Origin of the sequence: Paraburkholderia acidicola, assembly GCF_002362315.1 — a bacterium.
Lineage (GTDB): Bacteria > Pseudomonadota > Gammaproteobacteria > Burkholderiales > Burkholderiaceae > Paraburkholderia > Paraburkholderia acidicola.
Genome location: NZ_MTZV01000006.1, coordinates 1352663 through 1376796, shown reverse-complemented (window position 1 = coordinate 1376796; position 24134 = coordinate 1352663). Strand labels below are relative to the sequence as shown.

26 protein-coding genes are annotated in these 24134 nt (G+C 62.6%); 18 read left to right on the top strand and 8 right to left on the bottom strand.

The window, feature by feature from the left end:
- Positions 1 to 93: 93 nt before the first annotated feature.
- Positions 94 to 1041 (bottom strand): LysR family transcriptional regulator, encoded by a 948-nt coding sequence (locus BWP39_RS24880; protein ID WP_096726156.1) that lies wholly within the window; start codon positions 1039 to 1041, stop codon positions 94 to 96.
- Positions 1042 to 1250: 209 nt separating this feature from the next.
- Here BWP39_RS24880 and oxlT point away from each other — a divergent pair, with 209 nt between their 5' ends.
- From oxlT to BWP39_RS24865, 3 genes are read left to right on the top strand one after another with little or no spacing between them, the layout of a single operon-like run.
- Positions 1251 to 2594: an oxalate/formate MFS antiporter gene (gene oxlT / locus BWP39_RS24875; protein WP_096724927.1), complete on the top strand. Its 1344-nt coding sequence runs from the start codon at positions 1251 to 1253 to the stop codon at positions 2592 to 2594.
- A 33-nt stretch (positions 2595 to 2627) separates the two neighbouring features.
- Entirely contained in the window at positions 2628 to 3593 is a 966-nt protein-coding gene (locus BWP39_RS24870) for a LysR family transcriptional regulator (RefSeq protein ID WP_096724926.1), read from the top strand.
- A gap of 50 nt (positions 3594 to 3643) precedes the next feature.
- A complete protein-coding gene (locus tag BWP39_RS24865; protein WP_096724925.1) occupies positions 3644 to 5095 on the top strand; it encodes an aldehyde dehydrogenase family protein in 1452 nt (483 codons plus the stop codon).
- 97 nt (positions 5096 to 5192) lie between these two features.
- Here BWP39_RS24865 and BWP39_RS24860 read toward each other — a convergent pair whose 3' ends face one another.
- From BWP39_RS24860 to BWP39_RS24850, 3 genes are all read right to left on the bottom strand, one after another.
- Positions 5193 to 6170 carry a 2-dehydropantoate 2-reductase gene (locus tag BWP39_RS24860; RefSeq protein ID WP_096724924.1) on the bottom strand — a complete coding sequence of 326 codons (978 nt, stop codon included), beginning with the start codon at positions 6168 to 6170 and terminating at the stop codon, positions 5193 to 5195.
- Positions 6171 to 6382: 212 nt separating this feature from the next.
- Positions 6383 to 7003 carry a LysE family translocator gene (locus BWP39_RS24855; protein WP_096724923.1) on the bottom strand — a complete coding sequence of 207 codons (621 nt, stop codon included), beginning with the start codon at positions 7001 to 7003 and terminating at the stop codon, positions 6383 to 6385.
- Between the two features lie 93 nt (positions 7004 to 7096).
- Complete coding sequence (locus BWP39_RS24850; protein WP_207557083.1) at positions 7097 to 7654, bottom strand: hypothetical protein; 558 nt, start codon at positions 7652 to 7654, stop codon at positions 7097 to 7099.
- A 268-nt stretch (positions 7655 to 7922) separates the two neighbouring features.
- Here BWP39_RS24850 and BWP39_RS24845 point away from each other — a divergent pair, with 268 nt between their 5' ends.
- The 4 genes from BWP39_RS24845 (at position 7923) to BWP39_RS24830 (ending at position 11086) form a co-directional block, all read left to right on the top strand.
- Positions 7923 to 8306, top strand: a complete 384-nt coding sequence (locus tag BWP39_RS24845; RefSeq protein WP_096724921.1) for a DUF2946 domain-containing protein — start codon at positions 7923 to 7925, stop codon at positions 8304 to 8306.
- Between the two features lie 129 nt (positions 8307 to 8435).
- A complete protein-coding gene (locus BWP39_RS24840; protein ID WP_096726155.1) occupies positions 8436 to 8891 on the top strand; it encodes a copper chaperone PCu(A)C in 456 nt (151 codons plus the stop codon).
- A gap of 259 nt (positions 8892 to 9150) precedes the next feature.
- A complete protein-coding gene (locus tag BWP39_RS24835; protein ID WP_096724920.1) occupies positions 9151 to 10560 on the top strand; it encodes a DUF2252 domain-containing protein in 1410 nt (469 codons plus the stop codon).
- A gap of 109 nt (positions 10561 to 10669) precedes the next feature.
- Positions 10670 to 11086 carry a MarR family winged helix-turn-helix transcriptional regulator gene (locus tag BWP39_RS24830; RefSeq protein WP_096724919.1) on the top strand — a complete coding sequence of 139 codons (417 nt, stop codon included), beginning with the start codon at positions 10670 to 10672 and terminating at the stop codon, positions 11084 to 11086.
- A gap of 115 nt (positions 11087 to 11201) precedes the next feature.
- Here BWP39_RS24830 and BWP39_RS31580 read toward each other — a convergent pair whose 3' ends face one another.
- Complete coding sequence (locus BWP39_RS31580) at positions 11202 to 11606, bottom strand: hypothetical protein (protein ID WP_133116928.1); 405 nt, start codon at positions 11604 to 11606, stop codon at positions 11202 to 11204.
- Here BWP39_RS31580 and BWP39_RS24820 point away from each other — a divergent pair.
- Positions 11605 to 12048: a hypothetical protein gene (locus tag BWP39_RS24820; RefSeq protein ID WP_096724917.1), complete on the top strand. Its 444-nt coding sequence runs from the start codon at positions 11605 to 11607 to the stop codon at positions 12046 to 12048. The two genes, BWP39_RS31580 and BWP39_RS24820, sit on opposite strands and share 2 nt — an antisense overlap.
- A gap of 18 nt (positions 12049 to 12066) precedes the next feature.
- Here BWP39_RS24820 and BWP39_RS24815 read toward each other — a convergent pair whose 3' ends face one another.
- Entirely contained in the window at positions 12067 to 12969 is a 903-nt protein-coding gene (locus BWP39_RS24815; RefSeq protein WP_096724916.1) for a LysR family transcriptional regulator, read from the bottom strand.
- A gap of 294 nt (positions 12970 to 13263) precedes the next feature.
- Between BWP39_RS24815 and BWP39_RS24810 the strand changes: the two genes are divergently transcribed.
- The 8 genes from BWP39_RS24810 (at position 13264) to BWP39_RS24775 (ending at position 19974) form a co-directional block, all read left to right on the top strand.
- Positions 13264 to 14205, top strand: a complete 942-nt coding sequence (locus BWP39_RS24810; protein WP_096724915.1) for an aromatic alcohol reductase — start codon at positions 13264 to 13266, stop codon at positions 14203 to 14205.
- Positions 14206 to 14400: 195 nt separating this feature from the next.
- Positions 14401 to 15186 carry an SDR family oxidoreductase gene (locus tag BWP39_RS24805; RefSeq protein ID WP_096724914.1) on the top strand — a complete coding sequence of 262 codons (786 nt, stop codon included), beginning with the start codon at positions 14401 to 14403 and terminating at the stop codon, positions 15184 to 15186.
- Positions 15187 to 15252: 66 nt separating this feature from the next.
- Positions 15253 to 15495, top strand: a complete 243-nt coding sequence (locus BWP39_RS24800) for an oxidoreductase-like domain-containing protein (RefSeq protein ID WP_207557082.1) — start codon at positions 15253 to 15255, stop codon at positions 15493 to 15495.
- Positions 15496 to 15547: 52 nt separating this feature from the next.
- Positions 15548 to 16405, top strand: a complete 858-nt coding sequence (locus BWP39_RS24795) for an NAD-dependent protein deacetylase (protein WP_096724913.1) — start codon at positions 15548 to 15550, stop codon at positions 16403 to 16405.
- A gap of 130 nt (positions 16406 to 16535) precedes the next feature.
- Positions 16536 to 17141: a pyridoxamine 5'-phosphate oxidase family protein gene (locus BWP39_RS24790; protein ID WP_096724912.1), complete on the top strand. Its 606-nt coding sequence runs from the start codon at positions 16536 to 16538 to the stop codon at positions 17139 to 17141.
- A 9-nt stretch (positions 17142 to 17150) separates the two neighbouring features.
- A complete protein-coding gene (locus BWP39_RS24785; protein ID WP_096724911.1) occupies positions 17151 to 17765 on the top strand; it encodes a DUF938 domain-containing protein in 615 nt (204 codons plus the stop codon).
- 208 nt (positions 17766 to 17973) lie between these two features.
- The gene (gene gndA, locus BWP39_RS24780) at positions 17974 to 19383 is read left to right on the top strand and encodes an NADP-dependent phosphogluconate dehydrogenase (RefSeq protein WP_096724910.1); all 1410 of its coding nucleotides are present in this window, start codon (positions 17974 to 17976) and stop codon (positions 19381 to 19383) included.
- A gap of 261 nt (positions 19384 to 19644) precedes the next feature.
- On the top strand, positions 19645 to 19974 hold the full coding sequence (locus BWP39_RS24775; protein WP_096724909.1) for a DUF4148 domain-containing protein: 330 nt from the start codon (positions 19645 to 19647) through the stop codon (positions 19972 to 19974).
- 379 nt (positions 19975 to 20353) lie between these two features.
- Here the strand turns inward: BWP39_RS24775 and BWP39_RS24770 are convergent, their stop codons facing one another.
- Together BWP39_RS24770 and BWP39_RS24765 are read right to left on the bottom strand one after the other, a co-directional pair.
- On the bottom strand, positions 20354 to 21091 hold the full coding sequence (locus BWP39_RS24770; protein WP_096724908.1) for a DUF2968 domain-containing protein: 738 nt from the start codon (positions 21089 to 21091) through the stop codon (positions 20354 to 20356).
- Between the two features lie 123 nt (positions 21092 to 21214).
- Complete coding sequence (locus tag BWP39_RS24765; protein WP_096724907.1) at positions 21215 to 21535, bottom strand: hypothetical protein; 321 nt, start codon at positions 21533 to 21535, stop codon at positions 21215 to 21217.
- Between the two features lie 491 nt (positions 21536 to 22026).
- Here BWP39_RS24765 and BWP39_RS24760 point away from each other — a divergent pair, with 491 nt between their 5' ends.
- Both BWP39_RS24760 and ltaE read left to right on the top strand, forming a co-directional pair.
- Positions 22027 to 22776 carry a peptidoglycan DD-metalloendopeptidase family protein gene (locus BWP39_RS24760; RefSeq protein ID WP_096724906.1) on the top strand — a complete coding sequence of 250 codons (750 nt, stop codon included), beginning with the start codon at positions 22027 to 22029 and terminating at the stop codon, positions 22774 to 22776.
- A 312-nt stretch (positions 22777 to 23088) separates the two neighbouring features.
- Positions 23089 to 24093: a low-specificity L-threonine aldolase gene (gene ltaE / locus BWP39_RS24755; RefSeq protein WP_096724905.1), complete on the top strand. Its 1005-nt coding sequence runs from the start codon at positions 23089 to 23091 to the stop codon at positions 24091 to 24093.
- The last annotated feature ends 41 nt before the right edge of the window (positions 24094 to 24134 follow it).

Sequence of the window (24134 nt, the reverse complement as noted above, 5' to 3'; positions counted from 1 at the left end):
CGGACTCCTCTGTGGACGAGTGATTGAACTCGACTCCAGCATAGGGTCCGCGATGGATTTGCAATAGTTAAAGTTTTATTGGAATTTCATAACCTATTGCTTATGCTCGCTCAGCGACTTCACGCTCGTGATCTGTTCGATCAGCTTCGCTCCTTCCTCCATCAGGAAGCGCTTGAACGCAACGGCGACCGGCGGCAGCCGCTTGTTTTTCCGGTGTACGACATACCAGTTGAGCATCACCGGGAAGCCTTCGACATCGAGCACGACCAGGTGTCCCACCTGCAGTTCGAGGCTGATAGTATGTGCGGACAGAAACGCGATGCCCATGCCGGCGATCACCGCCTGCTTGATCGTCTCGGTGCTCTTGATCTCCATCGCGATCTTCAGGTTGGTGAGCCGGCCCGCAAACCCTTCTTCCATCGAATTCCACGTGTCCGAGCCGCGCTCGCGCACGATGAACGCTTCGTTCGCGAGCTGGCTCATCTTGATGTTGCGCTTGTGCGCCAGCGGATGATTCGGCGCGGCGACGATCACATACGGATGCGGCGCAAACGATTCGTTGATCGCATCCATTTCGTGCGGCGGACGCACCATCACCGCGAGGTCGGTCTGGTTGCTTGCCAGTTGATGCAGCAGTTCTTCGCGGTTGTGCACCGCGAGATTCAGCACCACACCAGAGTAGCGCCGCGTGAATTCCGCGAGCAGACGCGGAAAGAAATAGTCGCCTGCGCTGATCACCGCGACATTCAGCTTGCCACCGGAGATGCCCTTCAGCTGGCTCATCGCTTCGTCCACTTCGTGGAACTGCTGGATGATCGCGCGGCTGTAATGCAGCATCTCGGTCCCGGCGGGCGTCAGGTAGATCTTCTTGCCGAGTTGCTCGAAGAGCGGCAGCCCTGCGTGCTCTTCGAGCTGACGCACCTGGGTGGAGACGGCGGGTTGCGTGAGATGGAGTTCTTCGGCGGCACGCGAGAAGCTCAGATGACGAGCCACGGTCTCGAACACCTTCAGCTGGCGCAACGTCGCGTTTCTCATCGTTATGCCCGATGTATAAGCAGATGTGAATCCTGATACTAACAAACTTTAATTATCGTTAATTCAGCATAGACCCTAGGATGAATCGATGAATTTGTAGCGGTTCAAGCGCGGTTGAAGGAGCGGGGCCGCCGATGGCGGGCACAACTATAAGTTGGGATGCGAAAAACAAGGCGATCACGCCAGCAACCCTGAATACATAGCGGAGACAACGCATGGACGCGAACACTCAGCCGGTCCCGGCTGCAGCATTTCTATCGAACCGGTGGTCGCAACTGGTCATCGGCATGTTGTGCATGGCGCTCGTGGCGAATCTGCAGTACGCATGGACGCTCTTCGTCACACCGATGAACACGCGGCACCACTGGGGCGAAGCCTCCATTCAGCTCGCGTTCTCCCTGTTCATCCTTACCGAAACGTGGCTCGTGCCCGTGGAAGGCTGGCTCGTCGACAAATTTGGCCCGCGCCCGGTCGTCGCATTCGGCGCGCTGTGTGCCGGTATCGCATGGGTGATGTATTCCAGGGCGACGTCGCTGGCCGAGCTGTACACCGCTTCGGTGATTGCCGGGGTTGGGGCGGGCGGGGTCTACGGCACGTGCGTCGGTAATGCGTTGAAATGGTTTCCCGACCGGCGCGGTCTCGCCGCGGGGCTGACCGCGGCCGGTTTCGGCGCAGGCGCCGCGGTCACCGTCATTCCGATCGCCAACATGATCACGCGCTCCGGTTACGAACACACGTTCTTCTTCTTCGGCATTCTGCAAGGGGTGTGCATTTTCGTGCTGGCCTTGCTGCTGAAAAAGCCCATAGTGCGCAAGGTGTCGGCCGTGAAGAAGCGCTTCGCGGTGACGAAGATCGACTACACGCCCGGGCAGATGATCAAGACACCGGTGTTCTGGGTGCTCTATCTATCGTTTGTCGGTGTCGCCGCAGGCGGCCTGATGGCGACCGCGCAGATCGGCCCGATCGCGAAGGACTGGGGCCTTGCCCGCATTCCGATGAGCCTCTTCGGCATGACGTTGCCGCTCCTCACGATGACGCTGTCCATCGACAACATCTGCAACGGTTTCACGCGGCCGCTGTGCGGGTTCATCTCCGACAAGATCGGTCGCGAGAACACGATGTTCATGATCTTCATCGGCGAAGGGCTCGCGCTGCTCGGCATGATGCAGTTCGGCACGAACCCGTACGCGTTCATGACATTCGCCGCGCTGATCTTCCTGTTCTGGGGCGAGATCTTCTCGATTTTCCCCGCGACCTGTGCGGACACTTTCGGTAGCAAATATGCGGCAGCGAACGCGGGCACGCTGTACACCGCGAAGGGCACGGCAGCGCTGCTCGTGCCGATCGCGTCGGTGCTGTCAGCGACCGGCGGATGGAGTGCGGTGTTTATCGCATCGGCGGTCATCACGATCGCCGCGGGCGTCGCCGCGAAATTCGTCCTGGCGCCGATGCGCACACGGCTGATCGAAGCGAGCGACCCGCCTGTTGTCGGCGCGGTCGTCAGTGCCGCCGGGAACCCTTCGCGCCTGAGCCACTGGCCGGAGCAGACCGGTGAATAATCAATGGCGGCCGTAGTCCCGACAGGTCATCCGATGAACGTATCGCTGCAGCAGTTGCGGGTTTTCATCGCTGTCGCGCGTCAGCGGAGTTTTACCCGCGCGGCGCGCGAATTCGATTTGACGCAGTCGGCGGTGAGCCGCTGCGTGCGCGAACTCGAAGAAGCCATCGACCTGCGGCTCTTCGATCGAACCACCCGCCAGGTCGAACTGACGAGCGCCGGCGCGAGCCTCGAACGACGCATCGGCCGGCTACTCGACGAGATCGAGCTGACCCTGCGTGAAGAGCGCGCCGCGCACGAAGGGCATACCGGTGTGGTCGTGATCGCGTGCTGCCCGGTGCTGTCGTCGAGCTGGTTGCCGGATGCGCTCGCGCGTTGCGCAGCCGCGTTTCCGGAACTGGTCGTGGCCGTGAAGGACTGGTCGCAGGACGCCGTGATCGAAAGCGTCGAGCAGGGTGAGACCGATTTCGGCGTGATCTCCGCGATGACCTTGCCGGGGCCCGACACGCTGCATGTGCAGCCGCTGTTCGCGACGCCGTTGCGCGCGGTGTTGCCTGTCGCGCATCCGTTGGCACGTCGCGTATCGATCGAATGGGAAGCGCTGAATCATCTGCCGCTCATCACGCTGGATGCCGGGTCCGGCGTTCGCGTCGCGGTGGACAGCGCATTGCGGACCCATGGCGTGCGCCCGCGTGCCGTGCAGGAACTGGCCCACGCGGCCGCGGCGTTGCGCATGGTCGAACGGGGTCTCGGCGTCGGTGTGCTGCCGGTCGACGCGCACGCAGCGATCGCGCAGACGCTCGTTGCGCGGCCGCTGCTTCCCGAGGCGACGCTGACCGCCATGCTGGTGCGGCGTCGCAACCGCTCGCTGCGGCCGAATGCCGAGGCCGTGTGGTCGCAGTTTGCCGCCTGCAGCGAGCCGGTAAGACGCGCCGACCCCGACATCGATCACACGAGCGCGGACAACCCGCTCGACGATGCAACGCTGCGCACGGCCTGAGGCACGTTTCACAGGCCTGCCGTTCAGAATTTCAATGACCGGGCACGACGATGAACATGCAAACCGATCTCAAGCGCCACGATCTGCTGATCGACGGCAAACGGCTGCCGCCTGGCACCGGGGAATATTCGGTCGATATCGACCCAGCGACTGAACAGACCATCGCGCTAGTCGCGCAGGGCAGCGCCGCCGATGTCGATACCGCAGTACTCGCTGCACGCGCCGCGCTAAAGGTGTGGAACGGCATGCGCGCCGCCGAGCGCGGCCGCATTCTCCATCGCCTCGCAGACCTGATGCGCACGCATCAGGACGAACTGGCCGAGCTGGAAAGCCGCGACGCCGGTAAGCCAATTGCCGGTGTGCTGCGCCAGGACCTGCCCGCCGCGATCGATACGCTTACGTACTACGCGGGCTGGTGCGACAAGATCACGGGGCAGGTCGTGCCGGTACGCCCCGATGCGCTGACGTACACGGTGCGCGAACCAGTCGGCGTAGTTGCGGCCATCGTGCCGTGGAATTTCCCGTTGATGATCGGCATGTGGAAGATTGCCCCGGCGCTTGCCTGCGGTTGCACGCTGATCGTCAAGCCCGCGGAGATCACACCGCTTAGCGCGCTGCGCGTCGGTGAACTGGCGCTCGAAGCCGGTGTGCCGCCGGGCGTATTGAACATCGTGACGGGCAAGGGGCGCGTGGTCGGCGATGCGCTCGTGGCGCACCCGGGTGTCGACAAAGTGACGTTCACCGGTTCGCCTTCGGTTGGGCGCGGCATCCTGCAGGGAGCCGCCGGCAACTTCAAGCGCGTCACCCTGGAACTGGGCGGCAAGTCGGCGAACGTGATTTTTGCCGATGCGAACCTCGACAACGCGGTGCGTGCGGCCGCGTCGGGCATCTTCTTCAATACCGGCCAGGTGTGTTCGGCAGGCTCGCGCATTCTTGCGCAGCGCGACGTCTACGATGAGGTCGTCGAGCGGCTTGCCATGCGTGCGAATGCGATCAAGGTCGGCGATCCGTCGCGGCGCGAAACGTCGATGGGGCCGCTCGTGTCGGCGGCGCAGATGAAGACGGTGCTCGACTACGTCGACATCGGCCGTAGTGAAGGGGCGTCGCTGGTGGCGGGCGGCGCGCGCATCGGCAAGCAGGGTTACTTCGTGCAGCCGACCGTGTTCGCCAACGTCGAACACGAGATGCGTATCTCTCAGGAAGAGATCTTCGGGCCGGTAGCGAGTGTGATCCGTTTCGACGACGAAGCCGACGCGGTGCGGATCGCTAACGGCACGCTCTACAGTCTCGCAGCGGGTGTGTGGAGCGCCGACATTGGCCGCGTGCATCGTGTCGCGCGCGAACTGCGTGCGGGCACGGTGTGGATCAATACCTATGGCTACACCGACGTGCGTCTGCCGTGGGGCGGCTCTGGCGATTCGGGATTCGGGCGCGAGCACGGCGATGTCGCGATCGACAATTTCACCGAACCGAAAACGGTGTGGCTCGCGCTCGATCAGTGACGTACATGGTGTCGTGAAAGCAGGCCGGGCATCGAATGAAGCTTCGATGCCCAGCAGTCACGCTCCAGACGAAATCGCAATGAATACCGCGCAGCGATCAACCGCCCTGCAGCGCAACGCGCTCGCGCAGCTTGATCAATGCGAGCACGACATCGATAGCCGGTGTCGGTTCGCCAACCAGTTGGCCCATTTCCTGCACAACGGTCAGCAGCGGATCGATCTCCATTGGCCGCCGGTTCTCGAGATCGACGAGCGTCGATGTCTTGTGCGCGCCGACTGAACCCGCGCCGTCGATACGTTTCTCCATGTCCACGCGAAAATGCACATCGAAGCGATCGGCGATCCGCTTCGCTTCGGTCATCATCGTGCGCGATACGGCGCGTGTGCCCGGATCGCTGGTGAGCACATCGAGCGTGGCATGCGTGAGTGCGCTGATCGGGTTGAAGCACAGGTTGCCCCATAGCTTGAGCCAGATCTCGTCGCGGATGTTGTCGCGGATCGGTGCATCGAAACCGGCCGCCTGCATGATCTCGTGCAGCGCCTGGATGCGCGGCGTCCGTTCGTTATTGGGTTCGCCGATTGGAAATTTCTTGCCGTACACATGCTTGATCAGACCCGGCTCGACGATTTCGGCCGCCGGGTACAGCACGCAACCGATCGCGCGTTCAGGACCGAGCTTTGTCCATTGCGCGCCGTCCGGATCGATGCTGGTCAGACGCGTCCCCGCGAACTTGCCGCCGTGCTGATAGAAGTACCAGTAGGGGATGCCGTTAACACCCGTGACGATCGCGGTATGTTTGCCGAGCAGCGGTTGCATCGTATCGACGACGCCCGGCAGCGAATGGGCCTTCAGTGTGACGATCACATAGTCCTGCACACCCAGCTCAGCCGGATCGGATGTACAGCGCACTCGCGCGCTGACTTCTTCACCGTCGATCTGCAGCCGCGCGCCATGTTCCCGCATCGCGGCGAGATGTGCACCGCGCGCGACGAAACTCACATCGGCTCCCGCACGCGCGAGTTGCACGCCCAGCATGCCGCCGATCGCTCCTGCTCCGAAGATACAGATCTTCATGATTGCCGCCCCCTGACGATTAAAAATCGCTCGCCTGCCCGTACGTGTCTCGCGACCGGGGCGGGCCATGGTTGCAGAATAGGGGGCGCCTACGATTGACGACAGTTAAAGTTTCTCGCGAAAACCATTATCGATCGTTTATGGACGATCTATGATTTTGACGATGCTGCGATGCCCGTAAAAGCGCGTTAAAAGCCGCGTTAGCGTGTGCATTACGCGCGCCGCACCAGCAGGAAACTGATGCCGATCACACCGAGAAACGTGCCGCAGCAGCGGTTGAACCAGCGCCGCACCTTGCTGCGCGTGAGCCACTTGCCGAGGTGCATACCAGCCCACGAATACAGTGCGATCGCGACACATTCAAGGACGAGGAAGGTCGCACCGAGCACGGTGAACTGCGGCAGCATCGGCTTTGCGATATCGACGAATTGCGGCAGAAAGGCGGTGAACACCAGGATCGCCTTCGGATTGCCGGCCGCCACCAGACACTCCTGACGCGCGATGCGCCACAGCGACGCATCGTCCTGCTTCGGTGTGTCCATCGGGCTCGCATCGGAGCGCCACAACTGAATGGCGAGCCACACCAGATAGGCGGCGCCCGTCAGCTTGATCGCGAGGAAGAATACTTCGGACGCGTGCAGGACGACCGCGAGGCCCGTCGCGGCCAGCACCAGCATCAACGCGAACGAGACGAGACGGCCCGTGCCCGCCACGAACGCGGTCATGAAACCGTGCCGTGCCGCGACGTTGATCGACAGCAGGTTGTTGGGGCCCGGCGCCATGTTGATCGCAAAGCACGCGGGCAGAAAGAACAACCAGGCGGTAACGGACATGGTGACTCGCGGCGAAAGGATTGAGCGGGAAACGGTGGAACCGAGCGCGATTGTAGCCAATGGTTGCCGATCGTCGCGAGTAGCCGCGCAGCGCTAGTTGATGAGCGCCTGCGCGAAGGCGGAGTCGTCGATCAGCGCATTCACGCTTTCTCTTACCGTGTCTTCGAGTGCAATCGGGTTGCTGGTGAATTTCGGCGCCTCGTGCCGCACGGTCTTCACCGACGAGAAGACTACGCGGCCGGTTTGCGTATCGGTGACGATATAGCGAATGCGCAGTGTCCATCGCGCGGGCGACCGCTCATCGTCAACCGAGCATTTCTCGATCTGCCCGCTCAATACCTTGCTCGGCCCGGTCGTGTCGAAGCCGGCGAGCTGCAGTTGCGCGGCGACCGCATCGCGCACCGCGGCGCGGACCTCCTGCTTCAGCAGAATGCCGCTGACAGCGGTGTTCTCGATCCGGTGAGGCGACTGATGGGTGGTCTGCGCCGGCAGGTAGACGAAGTCCTGCTCGGGCGCGATATGCAGCGAGCCGGTGACGGGCACGGTGTGCGAACGATGATGCCAGAAGCCGAACAGCGAGCAGGCCGGCAGCAGCGACAGCATCGAGACCGCGCAGAGAATGCGGCAGGGGGTGGAGCAAAACAGTTTCACGGTAGCGGGCCGGTTCGAACTGGGAAAACAATGTGCGCGTTGCGCGTCTTGCTGCGATTCGCACACCACACACGAGATTTCGAGCGCGCCCGATAGCAGAGCCGGGACATGACGCGTGTTTGAGGCGGATGGTACCGTGCCCGTTGCCGGTCAGTCCATGCGGGCCGGATGACGGTGTGGTAGATCGCGCAGCATCACGCGGCGGCACATTGTGCGCGTGGCATAATCCCGCGGTCGCGTTTCCCGGTGTTTCATACCCGCTCTCCGCATGCCGCATCGCCGTCTTCAGAGGATCGGCAGTTTCCTTGCGTTATTCGCCATGCTGCTGGCGACGCTCGCGCCGACCGTTTCGCAGGCGCTCGAAGCGCATGGCCGGCTCGATACGGCGTTGCGCTATTACTGCTCGGCACAGACGCCTGCGGACGGCACCGGGCACAGTGCGCCCGATTCGACGGGGTTTCACTGGCAGGCGTGCGGGTATTGCAGCCTGCTTTCTCATCTGCCTGTCGTGCCTGGCGCCGTTGCCGCCCCTGCACAGACTACGACCTTCTCGACCGATCTTGTCGTCCGCGTGAGTGCGGTCACGCGTGCGCAAACGGTACGCACGCCGGCCCAGCCACGCGCTCCGCCTGCCATTGCACGGTTTTCATGACGAGTTTCGGGCAACCCCGTGCATCATGCGCGTGGTGCCCAGCCCTTATCGAAATCTTGCGAACCGGCGGTCGTGCACACGAATGCCACACGCCGTTTCGTATCGCGCATAGTGACGGAGCAGTCGAACATGACATCGAACAGAATCATTCAATGGGGTGCGGCCATCGGCGCCGCATGCATCGTGGCCAACGCACACGCGGCTGGCGTGCACGCCGAACAGTGCTGGATCCGCGCCATGCCGGCGGCGGTGCCTTCGGCGGGTTACTTCGTGGTGGTCAACGACAGCGATGCGCCGCACACGCTGACCGACGTCTCGACGCCGGCGTTCGGCATGGCGATGATGCATCGTACGGAAAGCAACGGCAGCACGTCGACGATGGTCGGTGTCGATTCGGTGCCCGTGCCGGCGCATGGGTCGATCAGCTTTGCACCGAAGGGGTATCACGTGATGCTCGAACAACCAGCGCATGCGCTGAAGATCGGTTCGACGTTGCCGCTTACGTTGAGCTTCGACGATGGGTCGAAGGTGACCGCGAACTGTGCGATCAAGTCGCCGGCCACACTCGGGCAACCTGCGCAGTAAGGTTAGTCGGGTAGCGTCGCGGCTCGTGCGAAGGATGCCGGCCGCGACGCTTTATGCGGGTTCGCAGGGCACACCGCGACGCACTTGCGCGGGCGTGCAGTGCAGGATTTAATACGGGCTGCCATGGCGGGTGCCGCCAGGACAATTGCCCGGCCGGGCCACGGCTGAAAACGATTCAGCGCGGTGCCGCGGAGGCTCGTGGCGCGCCGCGCAAGCGCCGGCACAGGCGGTTCATGACGACTCAAACACGGAGCAGAGCATGAAGGCCAGTACCATCGCGAACCGACAGGCAGCCGGGCGCGCCGCGCGCGAACACTCGAAACGCTCGAGCCATCGTGCCACCGGCGATCTGCATCGCGACCCGCTCGACCTGCTGCGTTTGAGCAGCGAGGGCCGCGTCGAACGGTTGGTCCCACTGCGCTATGGGCGCATGGCCGCTTCGCCGTTCGCCTTCTTTCGCGGCAGTGCGATCCTGCAGGCTCACGATCTCAGCAAGGTGACGCATACCGGCCTCGTGATGCCGATTTGCGGTGACGCGCATCTGCTGAATTTCGGGGGCTTCGCGACACCGGAACGACAGCTTGTCGCCGATCTGAACGACTTCGACGAAGTCTCGCTGGGCCCCTTCGAATGGGATCTCAAGCGGCTTGCCGCGAGCCTCGTGGTCTCCGCGCGACACATGCGCTTCAGCCGCGGCACGGCCGCCGAGCTGGTGATGACCGCGGTCAACGAATACCGCGATCGTATGGCGCAATACGCGGAGTGCGGCGCACTCGAACTCTGGTATGAAAAGATCACCTTCGACCGGATGATCGAATCGGCGTTGACACCGGAAGGTCGACGCACGATTCGCCGTGGCATGGAGAAAGCGGCGGGCCGCACGCATGAAAGCATGCTCGACAAGATGGCCGAGCGCGACGGCGACACGTGGCAGATCCGCGACGCGCCGCCGGGACTTTTTCATGTGCACGGGGCCAATACGCTGTTCGATGCGGGGGACGACTGGCTCAAGGTCGGCAGCTGGCAGAAGCTGATTGCGCGGTTGTATGGCGACTATCAGAAGACACTGTCGCACGAGCGTCGCGAACTGCTCGACCAGTTCACGCTGCAGGACCTCGTGTTTAAGGTGGTCGGGGTTGGCAGTGTGGGGACGCGTTGTCTCGTGCTGCTTGGCGTCGATCATCACGACAAGCCGCTGTTTCTACAGATGAAGGAAGCGCGCCGGTCTGTTGTCGCGCAGTATTTCGCGGCGGCTGCACCGCGGCACGAAGGTGAGCGTGTCGTGTACGGCCAGCGTTTGCTGCAGGCGGCGAGCGATATCTTCCTCGGTTGGGCCACGGGTCCTGCGGGACGACACTTCTACTTCCGGCAGTTGCGTGACATGAAGCTGTCGGCTTCGATCGAACTGTTCGATAGCAGTTTGCTGCAGGGTTATGCGCGGCTGTGCGGCTGGATTCTCGCGCGTGCGCATGCGAAAGCGAGTGGGCAGGCGATTGAGCTGAGCGCCTACATGGGACGCAACGACCCGTTTGCCGAAGCGCTGACCGACTATGCGTGTGACTACGCGGACCAGGTTGAGCGGGACTATGACCGGTTCGTGAAGGCGTGTCGTAGCGGGGAACTCGAGGCGCGTACCGATGAGGATATGACAGCTGATTTCAGGGTTTAGTGCGCGCGCTACGAACTCCGCTTGCATCTGAAACGTTGACCTGGATCAGATCCAGAGTGCTCGTAAAATAATAGTTGCGTTGCTAACCATATCGCGATCTAATGCGCCCATGTTTGATCATTGTCTCTACTTTAATTCTGCGGCACTTGCGCGCCTTGTCGAGCGGGAGTGGACAGCCGCTTATGCCCGCTTCGGATTGACGCCGGCGCAGGGATTTGTGCTGCGCGTCGTGCTCGCATCGCCCGGCTGCCTGAGTAGCGAGGTTTCTGACATATTGACCATTGCCCGTCCCACCGCGACGCGGCTTATCGATAGCCTCTCCGAGAAGAAGTTGGTCGAACGCCGACAGGGTGAGTCGGATGGCAGGGAGTGGTATGTCTATCCGACTCGCGCAGGCAAGGCGCTAGACGGCCCTATTAATCATGTGAGCGCGGAGATTGCGAAAGCAGTGCGAGCGAAAGTCGGGCCAGAATTGTTCGAATCTGCTGTCGCCAGCATGCACAGCATCAGAGATGCACTGTCCTGAGCAGACGTTTTTTTAACCTAAATGGTTGTCATGCTAACCATAATGGGAATCCGTAATGAGAGAGACAGCGACCCAAAGTCCAATGGCTGTACGGGACTCACAAAGGCATCCGCGGCTATCGGAAGAAGGCCTTCGATGGCTGGCCGGTGCCGCGATTGTGCTGGTGGCTATCGCGTTGTTGATCACGGCTGTTGCCATTGCCCCGGCGAGCGTTCGTGCGAACAACACGCTTTGCTTTCAGCAGGTAGCGAATGATGAGCACGTGAGTCTTGAAGCTTTTTTTCAGAACCCCGCGCAACAGGATGCGTTTATCCAGGCAGTTACGCTTTGTTCCCGTTGAAACGATTTCATATAATCGAGCGATGAACAAGGGCCGGTAAACATCGACCGCCGGGTTATCACGCTGCGTGAGGCACGATCTGAAAACAACTCTCGTCTTGTGTAATCGGGCATTGACGACGCTTCGCGCAGTATCCGGAATCGTCTGGAAGCTTTCCGGCATCCTCTGGGTGGGTTTCATGCTGCTGTCGGTCTACGATCGCAGCACGGGCGGTCCGACATTCCAGTGGTTATACGACGCGATCGTGCGGACGTTCGAACCCGATCCAGCGACTGTCGACTCCCTCGCGTCCGCCATCAGCTACGTCGCGGCTTCGATCTTCGAGTACGCCGTCGCCACTGCATTAGTGCTGTGGTTTCTCCACACCGTGCTGCGGTACATCTTGCTGCGCGACGCATACGATGCCGTGGGTGTCATAGAAAGCCTGAGACAGTCGGGTCTCCAGATAAACCGGATGCCAGTCATGTCCATGAAGATACGATTCGATGCACCGGGCGGGTCTATCGTTGTACGCGTGCGCAAGCTGATCGATCTCGGGAACATGCCGCGTCGTGGCGAGCGCGTCAGGCTGCGTGTGAGCCGCATCGATCCAGTCTGCGTCAGATACCGGGGACCGTCCTGAAACCCGTCTTACCTCGGCTTACCGAAACAGATCGGCCGCCGTGATCTCGACGATCCAGTCGATAAACACCTTGACCGCCGCACTCGCGTTTCGGCCGTGCGGATAGACGATGGAAACCGGCACCGGTGAGCACCGTGCATCTGCCAGGACTTCCTTCAAGCGCCCGCTTTGAAGGTAGGGGCGGGCGGCGAACTCCGACAACTGGATCAGTCCCAAACCCTCCACACCGCATTGCAGATAGGCTTCGGTTTCGTTGACCGAAAACCGGCTTGGCATTGCCATGGTGAGATCCTCGCCCTCGACGTTAAAGCGCCAATCGAGCGGACGGCCTGTCGCATTCGCGAGGTAATTGACGATGTGGTGAGCGTGCAAGGCGCTCACAGAATCGGGTTCGCCGTGCTGCTTGAGGTAGCGCGGCGACGCACAGGTGAGCCAGTTCAACTGACCGAGCCGGCGCGCAACCAGCGTCGAGTCCATCAGTTCGCCACTGCGAATGACGCAATCGATGCCGTCGTAGATCAGGTCCGCGGGACGATCGCTGAGACCGAGCACCAGTTCGATGTCGGGAAAACGTGCTTCGAATTCGAGCAGTCGCGGCAACACGATCGCGCGACCGATTACACCTGGCATATCCACTCGTACACGCCCGCGCGGATTTTTCGCGTCCGTCGACAAGCCACTTTCCGCCTCGGCGATGTCGGACAGAATGGCTCGACACGATGCCAGGTAGCGCGTGCCTGTGTCGGTCAGGCTGAGCGTTCGCGTGCTTCGTCTGAGCAACGGCGTACCGAGATGCTTCTCCAGATTCTTGATCGTCGTCGTCACCGACGAACGCGGCATCGACAGGGTCTCCGCAGCCTTGCTGAAGCTCTGTGCTTCAACGACACGCACGAAGATCGTCATTGCTTGAAGTTTGTCCATGAGGGGCACGCGCGGCGGATTCGTTGGTAGACGGGGCGCCGGGTTCCTGCCCGGCGAGAGCGTCATCTTACCGCCCGTACGCGGCAGAGACCCGTCGCCGCCAGTCTGTACGACAACCTGATCAAGCGAAGCAGTTCGACGCTCACGCGATCTGTATTCCGTCATGGCGAACAATGCGGCTCGTGTGCGCCACTACACTCCCGCTCGTTCATCGGGTCTTCTTTCCACTGCTATCGCTACCGGATGGGAGTGCACGTTCTCTCAACGATCTTCTTCCCTCGAAGAGGCGCACACATGTCGCATCATCATGCAATTCTCGTTTTAGGCGCAGGAGAACTCGGCATGGCCGTGCTGCGTAATCTCGTCCGACACCCTGATCTAGACGCAGGCATGTCTGTCGCTGTGCTGCTTCGTCCGTCAACGATCAATTCCAGCGATCCCGTCAAACAGAAAGATGTCGCCGCGTTGCGGGCGCTGGGCGTCAAGCTCATTCCCGGTGATCTGGCGACGCAATCCGTGGCTGCACTCGCCGATGTCTTCTCTAGTTTCGACACCGTCATTTCATGTACCGGGTTTGCGGGCGGACGGGATACACAACGCAAGATTACGCGGGCGGTGCTGGATGCGGGAGTCAAACGCTACGTACCGTGGCAATTCGGTGTGGACTATGACGTTATCGGCAGAGGAAGCGCGCAGGACCTGTTCGACGAACAACTCGACGTGCGCGATCTGCTCCGCTCGCAACAGCAGACGCAATGGATTATCGTCTCGACAGGAATGTTTACGAGCTTTCTGTTCGAGCCATCGTTTGGTGTCGTGGATCTGGCGGGGAACGTCGTGCATGCACTGGGAAGCTGGGACAACGCGGTAACAGTGACGACCGCAGAGGACATCGGCGCTTTGACGTCCGCCATCGTGCTCGCGGAGCCGGCAATCGTGAACCAGGTCGTGCGCGTCGCGGGCGATACGGTGACTTATCGTCAACTGGCGGACACGGTCGACACGCTGCTAGGTCTGAACCTCCGTCGCACGGAATGGAGCGTGCCGGAACTGAAGCGCCAGCTTGCCGAGGACCCGCATGACGCGATAAGAAAGTACCGGGTCGTATTCGCCGAAGGGCGCGGTGTGTCGTGGGACAAGAAACAGACTTTCAACGCGCAACGTGGAATTGCCGTGTGCGGGCTCGAAGATTGGGTTCGTGAAAATCTGCAACCAGGTCACGGCGTTTCGGGTTAGCCGGTTGGCGGCAATTGTGATGAACGAGCCGCTGTTGTATGGTGCGAAAGCAAAGCAGTCGAAATCCGGCTGAACGATCCGCTGTCGGCGGATCGAAATCGCTGTTCGCCAACCCCAACGGCCGCCCGCTCGACCGGATCGACCGTCGCACGCATCGCGGGACGCGGATGGCTTACGTCTGCAAGGAGACATGTTGTGACCGAGGTTGCCGATTCGAAGAACGCGAAGAACACGAAGAAGATTGCACTCGTGACCGGTGCCAGCAGCGGCATCGGCCTGTCGTGCGCGCGCAAACTGCTTGCGCATGGTTATACGGTTGTACTGGCCGGCCGCCGTCAGGCGCTGCTCGACGAGGTTGCCGACGCGGCGCGGCAGCGTGGCGAGGATGCACTCGCGGTCGCATGCGACGTGACCGACGACGCGAGCGTCACTGCGCTGTTCGATACGATCCGGCAGCGCTACGGGCGGCTCGATGTGCTGTTCAACAACGCGGGCCGTAGCGGCCCGCCGGTCGAGATCGACGAGATTCCTGTCGATGAATGGCGTGCCGTCGTCGATACCAATCTGACGGGCGTCTTCCTGTGCACGCGCGCAGCGTTTGGGTTGATGAAGAAGCAGTCGCCGCAAGGTGGCCGGATCATCAACAACGGCTCGATTTCGGCGCACGCACCTCGCCCGTACAGCATTGCCTACACGGCGACCAAGCACGCGATCACCGGGCTCACGAAATCGGTTTCACTCGATGGCCGGCCGTACGACATTGTGTGTGGTCAGATCGACATCGGGAATGCAGCCACCGAGATGGCGGCGCGCATGGCGCGCGGTGTGCCGCAGGCAAACGGCGAGATCGCCATCGAACCGCTGATGGACGTCGAACATGTCGCCGACGCGGTACTGCATATGGCGGAGCTGCCGCTGTCCGCGAATGTGCAGTTCATGACGATCATGGCGAGCAAGATGCCGTTTGTCGGGCGCGGCTGAGGTTCGGGCTGGGTCGTGGCGGTGCGAGGCACGCTGTAGCCGCCCGACTTATACTGCAGGCTTCCTGTGTACGTTGCCGCTGCACTCATCGCCGCCTTCGTTGCCGTTTTTGTCGCCGTGCCGAAACCATCACCCGACCATTCGTCCGCGGACGATCCACCGCCCCAGCCACCCAGACGTCCCGAACCGGACGACTGTTGCCGCAGCGGTTGCGAGCCCTGCGTCTTCGATCTGTACGACGAAGCCGTCGAGCGTTATCGCGTGGCACTTGCCGCATGGCAGGCGCGCCAGGCGAAGGCAGCACGATGATGAGCATGCACGCGCTGCCCTCCCTTCCACCGGTTTCTGCCGGTTCCAGACCATGACCGAATCGCAATTCGCGCTCGTCGATGCACCGATGCTGGCCGATCTGTACGACTTCGTGCAGCGCCATCCGCGTTTGTTCGTGTTGACTGGCGCCGGTATCAGCACCGACTCCGGCATCCCTGGCTATCGCGACGAGAACGGCGCATGGAAACGCTCACCGCCGATCACGCTGCAGGAGTTCCTCGGCTCCGTCGCCGCGCGTCAGCGCTACTGGGCGCGCAGCACAGTCGGCTGGCCGGTCGTCGCCGACGCGCAACCGAACGATGCGCATCGCGCACTCGCACAGCTCGAAGCGGCGCGGTATGTGCCGACGCTCGTCACGCAGAATGTCGACGGCCTGCATCAGCGTGCGGGCAGCCACGCGGTGATCGAACTGCACGGCGGGATAAACGGGGTGATGTGTCTCGATTGCGGGGCGCAGCATGACCGCGCGGCAATCCAGCACACGCTCGTCTCCGATAACCCCGGCTTGCTCGATGCGATTGCCGAGCCAGCCGCCGACGGCGATGCGCATCTCGAGTGGCACGATCTCGACGGATTCCGGATTCCGCCGTGCCCGGTCTGCGGTGGTTTGCTGAAACCGTCGGTAGTGTTCTTCGGCGAGAACGTGCCGCGCGAACGCGTCGAGGCGGCGAGCGCGGCGCTCGAAGCCGCCGACGCGATGCTGGTGGTCGGCTCGTCGCTGATGGTGTATTCCGGTTATCGCTTCTGCGTGTGGGCGCAGAAGATGGGCAAGCCGATTGCCGCGCTGAACCTCGGGCATACGCGTGCCGATCCGCTGCTTGCGTTGAAGGTCGAGGCGCAGTGTGCGCCGACGTTGACGGCGCTTGCCGCGCGGCTTGCTACGACGTGAGCGCGAGCGAGTTTGTGCACGACACACGAGCACGATGTTCGGCAGATTCACACACTGGATCGTCGATAATGACGCACCCGTGTGCCCACATGCTTCCCAGCGCTTTCACGACCCGCATCAGGAGCCGCCCATGCTGACGACGCTCGAGCAACTCGAAGCCATCTACGGCCAGCCTCACGAACGCGCCCTGCGTAAGGAGATTCCGTTCGTCAACGAAGACTACCGCGCGTTTATCGACCATGCGCCGTTCGTCGTGCTCGCGACCGCAGGCCCGGAAGGACTCGACTGCTCGCCGCGCGGCGACGCACCGGGTTTCGTGCGCATTGTCGACGAACGGACGCTGGCGCTTCCCGATCGCCTTGGCAACAACCGCATCGACAGTCTGCGTAATATCGTCAGCGAGCCGCATCTCGCGCTGCTGTTCGTGGTGCCGGGCGTCGGCGAAACACTGCGCGTGAATGGCCGCGGGCGCATCACCGACGATCCTGAGTGGCTCGAATCGTTTGCAATCGATGGCAAGCTGCCGCGCACGGTGCTGCTGGTCGATGTCGACGCCGTGTACTTTCAGTGTTCGAAGGCGCTGGTGCGCTCGAAGTTGTGGGACCCGTCGCACTACGTGGAGCGTTCGCGACTGCCTAGCACCGGAGCCATCCTTGGAAGACTCAGCGACCCGGCGTTCGACGCCGCCGCCTACGACCGCGATCTGCCCGAACGCGTACGCGCAACCCATTACTGACCGTGATCGATGACTGCCTCGCCCCTGGACGCACGACAACACTCTCCTTCGGCACAACGCAACCGCGAACCGATTCTCGCGGTACTGCGCGACGTGTTGAGGCCGACCGCGCACGTGCTTGAAATCGCGAGCGGCACCGGCGAACACGCGATGCATTTCGCCGCCGCGCTGCCCGAGGTCGACTGGCAGCCGAGCGATGCGGATGCGGCAGCACGTGCGTCGATTACCGCGTGGATCGCGCATACCGGTGCGCCAAACGTGCGGCCGCCGCTCGATCTCGATGTGCGCCGCGTGCCGTGGGGTATCGAGCGTGCGGACGCGATCGTCTGTATCAACATGCTGCATATTTCGCCGTGGAGCGCCGCCGAGGCGCTGTTCGACGGTGCTTCGCGCCTGCTTGGGCGTGACGCGATCGTGTATCTGTACGGTCCGTACCGGCGCAACGGCGCGCACACGGCGCCCAGCAACGAAGCGTTCGACCACCAGCTACGCAGCCGCGACCCCGCATGGGGCGTGCGCGACATGGAAGCGGTCGTGGCGCTCGGCGCTGCAGCAGGCTTCACCTGCGACGAACCGCTGGCGATGCCGGCCAACAATTTCAGCCTGGTATTGCGTCGCAGCTGAACCTGTCCGCAACCGGCCCAGCGCCGCCGCGGCGCGATGCAGGCCGTCATTCAGCCCGAAGCACCCCCGACCTTTCGCCGCAGAAAGCCTTGTGATCCTGCCGGGAAGCAAGCACCGGCCGGTCATTTCTTTTATCCTTTCATCCTCGACGCCCCGCGACCGCAATGCGCGACGGGGCATCCCGTTTTCTGGAATCTGGAGAGTTCACATGGGCAAGCAGGCAATCGGCGTGGTGGGGCTGGCGGTCATGGGCCGCAATCTGGCGCTCAACATCGAGAGCCGTGGGCACGCGGTTTCCGTCTTCAACCGCAGCCGCGAGAAGACCGAAGAACTGGTCGCTGAGTTTCCCGATCGCAAGCTGGTGCCGGCGTACACGCTGGAAGAATTTGTCGAGTCGCTCGAAAAACCGCGCCGCATCCTGTTGATGGTGAAGGCCGGCGAGCCGACCGATGCGACCATCGCGTCGCTCAAGCCATTGCTCGAGAAAGGCGACATCCTGATCGACGGCGGCAACACGCATTTCACCGATACGATCCGCCGCAACCAGGAACTGGCCAAAGCCGGTCTGCATTTCATCGGTACCGGTGTGTCGGGCGGCGAAGAAGGCGCGCTCAAAGGCCCGTCGATCATGCCGGGCGGTCAACGCGACGCCTACGATCTGGTCGCCCCGATCCTCACCGAAATCGCAGCGAAAGCGCCGGACGGCGAGCCATGCGTCGCCTACATGGGGCCGGACGGTGCGGGGCACTTCGTGAAGATGGTCCACAACGGCATCGAGTACGGCGACATGCAGCTGATCGCCGAAAGCTACGCGGTGCTCAAGCAGGTGGTCGGTCTGTCGAATGCTGAACTCGGCGCCGTCTATACCGAGTGGAACAAGGGCGAACTCGACAGCTATCTGATCGAGATCACCTCGAAGATCTTCGCGAAGAAGGACGATGAAACCGGTCAGGATCTTGTCGACGTGATCCTCGATCGCGCCGCGCAAAAGGGCACCGGCAAGTGGACGAGCCAGAACGCACTCGATCTCGGTGTGCCGCTGCCGCTCATTACCGAATCCGTGTTCGCGCGCGTGCTGTCGTCGCTAAAGGTCGAGCGCGTCGCGGCGAGCAAGGTGATCGAAGGGCCGGCCACCAAACCGTTCAGCGGTGACCGGGCGGCGTTTATCGAAGCGGTGCGCCGCGCGCTGTACTTCAGCAAGGTGATCTCTTACGCACAAGGTTTCGCGCAGTTGCGCGCGGCTTCGGAAGAGTACAAGTGGGACTTGCAGTTCGGCACGATCGCGAAGATCTTCCGCGCGGGCTGCATTATCCGGGCGCGCTTCCTGCAAAAGATCACCGATGCCTATGCAAAAGACCCGGCACTCGCGAACCTGCTGCTCGATCCGTACTTCCGCGATATCGCCTCGAACTATCAGGCGGCATTGCGCGATGTGGTGAGCGCGGCGATTGCGGCGGGCGTGCCGGTGCCGACGTTCTCGTCGGCGGTGGCGTACTTCGACGGCTATCGTTCCGCACGTTTGCCGGCCAACCTCGTGCAGGCGCAGCGCGACTTCTTCGGCGCGCATACGTTCGAGCGTACCGACAAGCCGGGTAGCTTCCACGCAAACTGGTCCTGAGCGACCGGTTTTGCGGCTGAGGTCCGGACGGCCGGGCGGCGCATGACGCGCCGCCCGGCCGTTTCGCATTGGGTGGCTTGATCGGCTGGCATTATTGCAGCCAGCTATCCAACCGATAGCGAATTCCGTCCGTATTGTTGCAAATCGGGGAACAGAGAATCAATGAATCTGGGGTTTTCCCTAGCGTTCGATTTGCCTAGACTGCAATCAATCGCTTAAGACACGAGTCGAAGCGAACTAACTAAAGTCTGGAGGTTAATCATGAAATCCCTGTTCCCCGCTCTCGTCGTGGCCACCCTTCTTGCCGCTCCGGTTGCATCGTTCGCTCAATCGAACCAACCGCTGACCCGTGCAGAAGTGCGCGCCCAACTGGTCCAACTGGAAAAGGCAGGTTACAACCCTGTCGGCGACCAGACCGACTACCCGAACAACATCCAGGCAGCACAACGCCGCGTCGACGAACAAAGCGCCGTCGCGCAAGCTGACACGAGCGGCTACGGTGCTGCGAGCAACGGTTCGTCGCAAGCGGGTGTCCGCTCGGTGATTCCGGCTCCGGCTACTGGTCCGTCGTCGGTGTACTTCGGTCACTAAATTGACCACTGAGCAGCGCGCTTACGCATCACAGTCGAGCGCCGCGCTCAGGCAACAAACGTAACGTCCGCGCTGGCAGCCATGCAATGGCCAGCGCCGACGAAACGAAGCAGCAGGCACGAAATTAAGCAGCAAACGTAACGCCCGCGCTGGCAGCCATGCAACGGCCAACGCCGACGAGACGAAGCAGCAAGCAAAGAAATCGGGCAGCAAACGTAACGCCCGCGCTGGCAGCCATGCACTGGTCAGCGCCGACGAGACGAAGCAGCAAACGCGAAAACGGCGCCGCCCGGGACTCACCGGGCGGCGCCGTTTTTGCGTCTGGCGTGCCTGATTGCGCTATACCCGATATCCGTGTGCGATAGCCGGGAAGCGTGGCTCAGCGGTTAGAGGGCAAATGCGGCAACACCTCGTTATTCGTCAGATTGAGCTGATGGATCTGCCGATGCGCCTTGTTCAGTTGTGCCTGCGCGGCAACCCGCTGCGCTTCGAGCTGCGCGACTTCCTTGCGTATCTGATGCTGCCGGTTCGACACGGTCTGCTCCTGCGCACTGCCGCGCTGCAGATCGTTGCGCAGCCGCTCCGCCTGCTGCTCCGACTGCGCGATCGCGCGCGCGAGCTGTTCGTTCTGCGCTTCGAGCTGGGCCCGCCGCGTTTCCCCATCCGCGAGGCGCGCGGCCTGCTCTTCGAAGTGATGGAACACCGACTCGGCGGTCTCGAGTTCGACGGTCTTCAATGCGCGCCACAGCGAATTGTCCTGGTACAGCGCGATGTAGTAGGTCAGCTCTTTCGCATGAAACAGCAGGCTGACCGAATAGTCGAAGCTGCGAAACACCCTGAACGGCTGGAGCGCTTCTTCGGAAGCGAGCCATTCGACTTCGGCACTGTCGGCCATCAGCACCGCGCGGCCATTTACCTGCGACGGCACCACCGGAACCGGCCGCAGCGTCGTCACGGGCCGGACGGTCTCGCTTGTCGCGGGCAGATGCACGGTCGCTCGGGTGGCTCCGGTGGCCTCTTCATCGGCAGCGACTGGCGCGTCTTCCCGCGTGACCGGGACCAGGTGAGCTGTGCCGTTGGCGAGCAATCCGCTACGCCGGTTCAGGAGATTTTTCATCGCAGTTCCTCTAAGTGACGTGCCCTCGAAATTCTTGGCCTGGCGGCGTTCAAGCCCGGCATCGAGCCGGTATGCGGTGCGTGGCGCAGCGGGCAGCGGCCCGCGTCTTCGTTGTCGCGCGAATCAGTGCAGGGTGCGGCGGCGATTCGAGAGGTCGTTGAACAGCGCGCGGCTCGGTTCGAGCGCGAACAGCCACGATTCGTCGTAGCTGCTCAGCGTATCGAGCGCGTCGCGGAGTTTTTCGATCGCCAGAGCGGATATTTCGACGGTCGCCTCGGTGCCGCCCGTGAGTCGGGTCACACTGGCCAGCTGGACCAGCGCATCGGCCGCCTCGGCGACATCCGCGGAAAAAACGAGGTGGGCATTCAACAGTTCGACGAGGCCCGGCGACGCGGTGACGTCCTCGACATTCAGCTGCACGGCCAGAAACGTAGCTTTGTTCATCGTCGTACTCCTCAAGGACGGGACATCGCGGCGACAGGCTCGCCTGCTGGACGTATGGCAGCAAGGACCAGTATAGGCGAGCGTTTCGTGGAATCAATGCTCCGATAAAATTGGCCGGTTGCCCGCAGAGCGGCTTCCAGCGCGGTTCGCACCGCGGTTTGTAAAGAAAGCAGCCCTATAATGGGGAGCGCGCAACCAGGTGAGGGCCTGGTTTTCGCGCTGCCGGCGGCGGCTGCAGGGGCGGGAGGCCCTTGTGGCACGCCGCAGTGCGCCGGGCAGGTCGTATGCCGCATGGGTTTCAGTACGCGGCGTGCACGACCCGCAATCGTCGTGGTGGGCGGTATCGGCGGGATCCGTTTCGGTTCGCTTGACCCGGAACGCATCGAGCGGATGCCGATCGAACGACGACGGCAACACATATCGGTTTTTGCTTCACACCCTGGAAAACTGACGATTGAACGTCGATTGACCCACGTGTCGAGGATCACAAGATGACTGGAAAACCGCTGCAGACACGCACGCAGTTCCTGATTGCCCTTTCAATTGCGGCCGCCGTCGGCGGCTGTACGCTCACTCCCTGGCCCAGCGAACCCGGTGCCACAGGCGGCCCGACATCGTCGAGCACGGCGGCGGTGCCCGCCGGCTACTACCGCGTCAATTCCGGCGATACCGTGGCGAGCGTGGCCTCCGCGTTCGGCCAGCGGCCGCAGGACATCGCCAGCTGGAACGTGTTGCCCACGAACGCAGTGCTGATCGTCGGCCAGGTGCTGCGGGTTGCGCCGCCGGCGCCAGGCGCATATGGCACGCCGTACGCAGCGCCGGGTGCGACGCCCGGGTCAGCGGCGGGTTCGGGTACCGCCGAGGCGTCGACCGTGCACCTCTCATGGCCGTTGCGCGGCCCGATCCTGCGGTCGTTCGTAGCCGGCAAGAACAATGGCATCGTGATCGGCGGCAAGCCAGGTGATCAGGTGAAGGCTGCGGCCGGCGGCCGCGTGGTGTATGCGGGCACCGGGATTCCGGCGTACGGGCCGCTCGTCATCATCAAGCACGATGCGACCGTGATCACCGCGTATGGACAGAACAGCCAGCTGCTCGTGAAGGAAGGCGACGTGGTCACGCAAGGACAGCCGATCGGCGAGGTTGGCGTCGATGCACGCGGCGTCGCGTCGATCCAGTTCGAAGTGCGGCGCGATGGTCATCCGGTCGATCCGCTGGCGTGGCTGCCGAAGGCGGGCGGCTAACGGATGTTCGGGATGTGCGGTGGACGGGCGGTGACGAGCCCGTCCGTCGGTGGTCGGACAGTGTGGCCGATCGACGTGCCGCGTGCTTAGCGGGTGGCTAGTGGACGACTGGCGCAAACGAGTCTGTCTGTCGGCGGTAGTGCGCCGTCGCCCATCAAGTCATGCACCGACGCCGCCGCAGCGTCGGGCGCCGCATTTGCGTATCGCATACACTTTCCCCTTGTGCCTCTTTTCGACTTCCTAGCGGCCTGCTCGCATCGCGATACATGACGATGCGCGCACGCCGCGCGCCCACTCCCACAGGAACACCTGATGATCGACCTGCGCAGCGATACCGTTACTCGCCCCTCTCAATCGATGCTCGCCGCGATGGCCACCGCCGAAGTCGGCGACGACGTGCTCGGCGATGATCCGACCGTGCTGCGCCTGCAGGCGGCGGTTGCGGAACGCGCGGGCAAGGAAGCGGGCCTGTTCTTCCCGAGCGGCACGCAGAGCAATCTGGCGGCGCTGATCGCGCATTGCGCGCGCGGCGACGAGTACATCTGCGGGCAGGCCGCGCACACGTACAAATACGAAGGCGGCGGCGCGGCGGTGCTTGGCAGCATCCAGCCGCAGCCGATCGAAAACGCGCTCGACGGTTCGCTGCCGCTCGACAAGATCACCGCCGCGATCAAACCGATCGACGACCACTTCGCACGCACACGGTTGCTCGCCCTCGAAAATACGATCGGTGGGAAGGTGTTGCTGGCGGGTTATGTCGACGAGGCTGTGCAGCTCGCGCGTCAGCACGGGTTGTCCGCGCACCTCGACGGGGCGCGGGTCTGCAATGCCGCGGTCGCATCGGGCCGGCCGGTGTCCGCGTTGTGCGCACCGTTCGATTCAGTGTCGATCTGTTTTTCGAAGGGGCTCGGCGCGCCGGTGGGCTCGGTGCTGGTCGGCAGCAAGGCGCTGCTCGAGAGTGCGCATCGCTGGCGCAAGGTGCTGGGCGGTGGAATGCGCCAGGCCGGTGTGCTGGCCGCGGCGTGTCTGTATGCGCTCGAACACAATATCGAACGGCTTGCGGAAGATCACGAGAACGCCGCGCATCTTGCCGCAGGGCTCGCGCAGATCGATCAGGTGAAGGTGCAGTCGCACGCGACCAACATGGTGTTCGTGCAACTGCCGCAGCAAGACTGCGTACCGCTCCAGGCGTGGCTCAAGGAGCGCGGCATCCTTGTGACGATGCTGTACACGTCGCGTTTCGTCACGCATAAGGATGTGTCGCGTGCCGACATCGATACGTTCGTCGCTGCTGTCAGAGGCTACTTCGCGCGCTGATGCTTCTTCACGTTTAGTACTTCACGTGGGGTTCGCGCAGC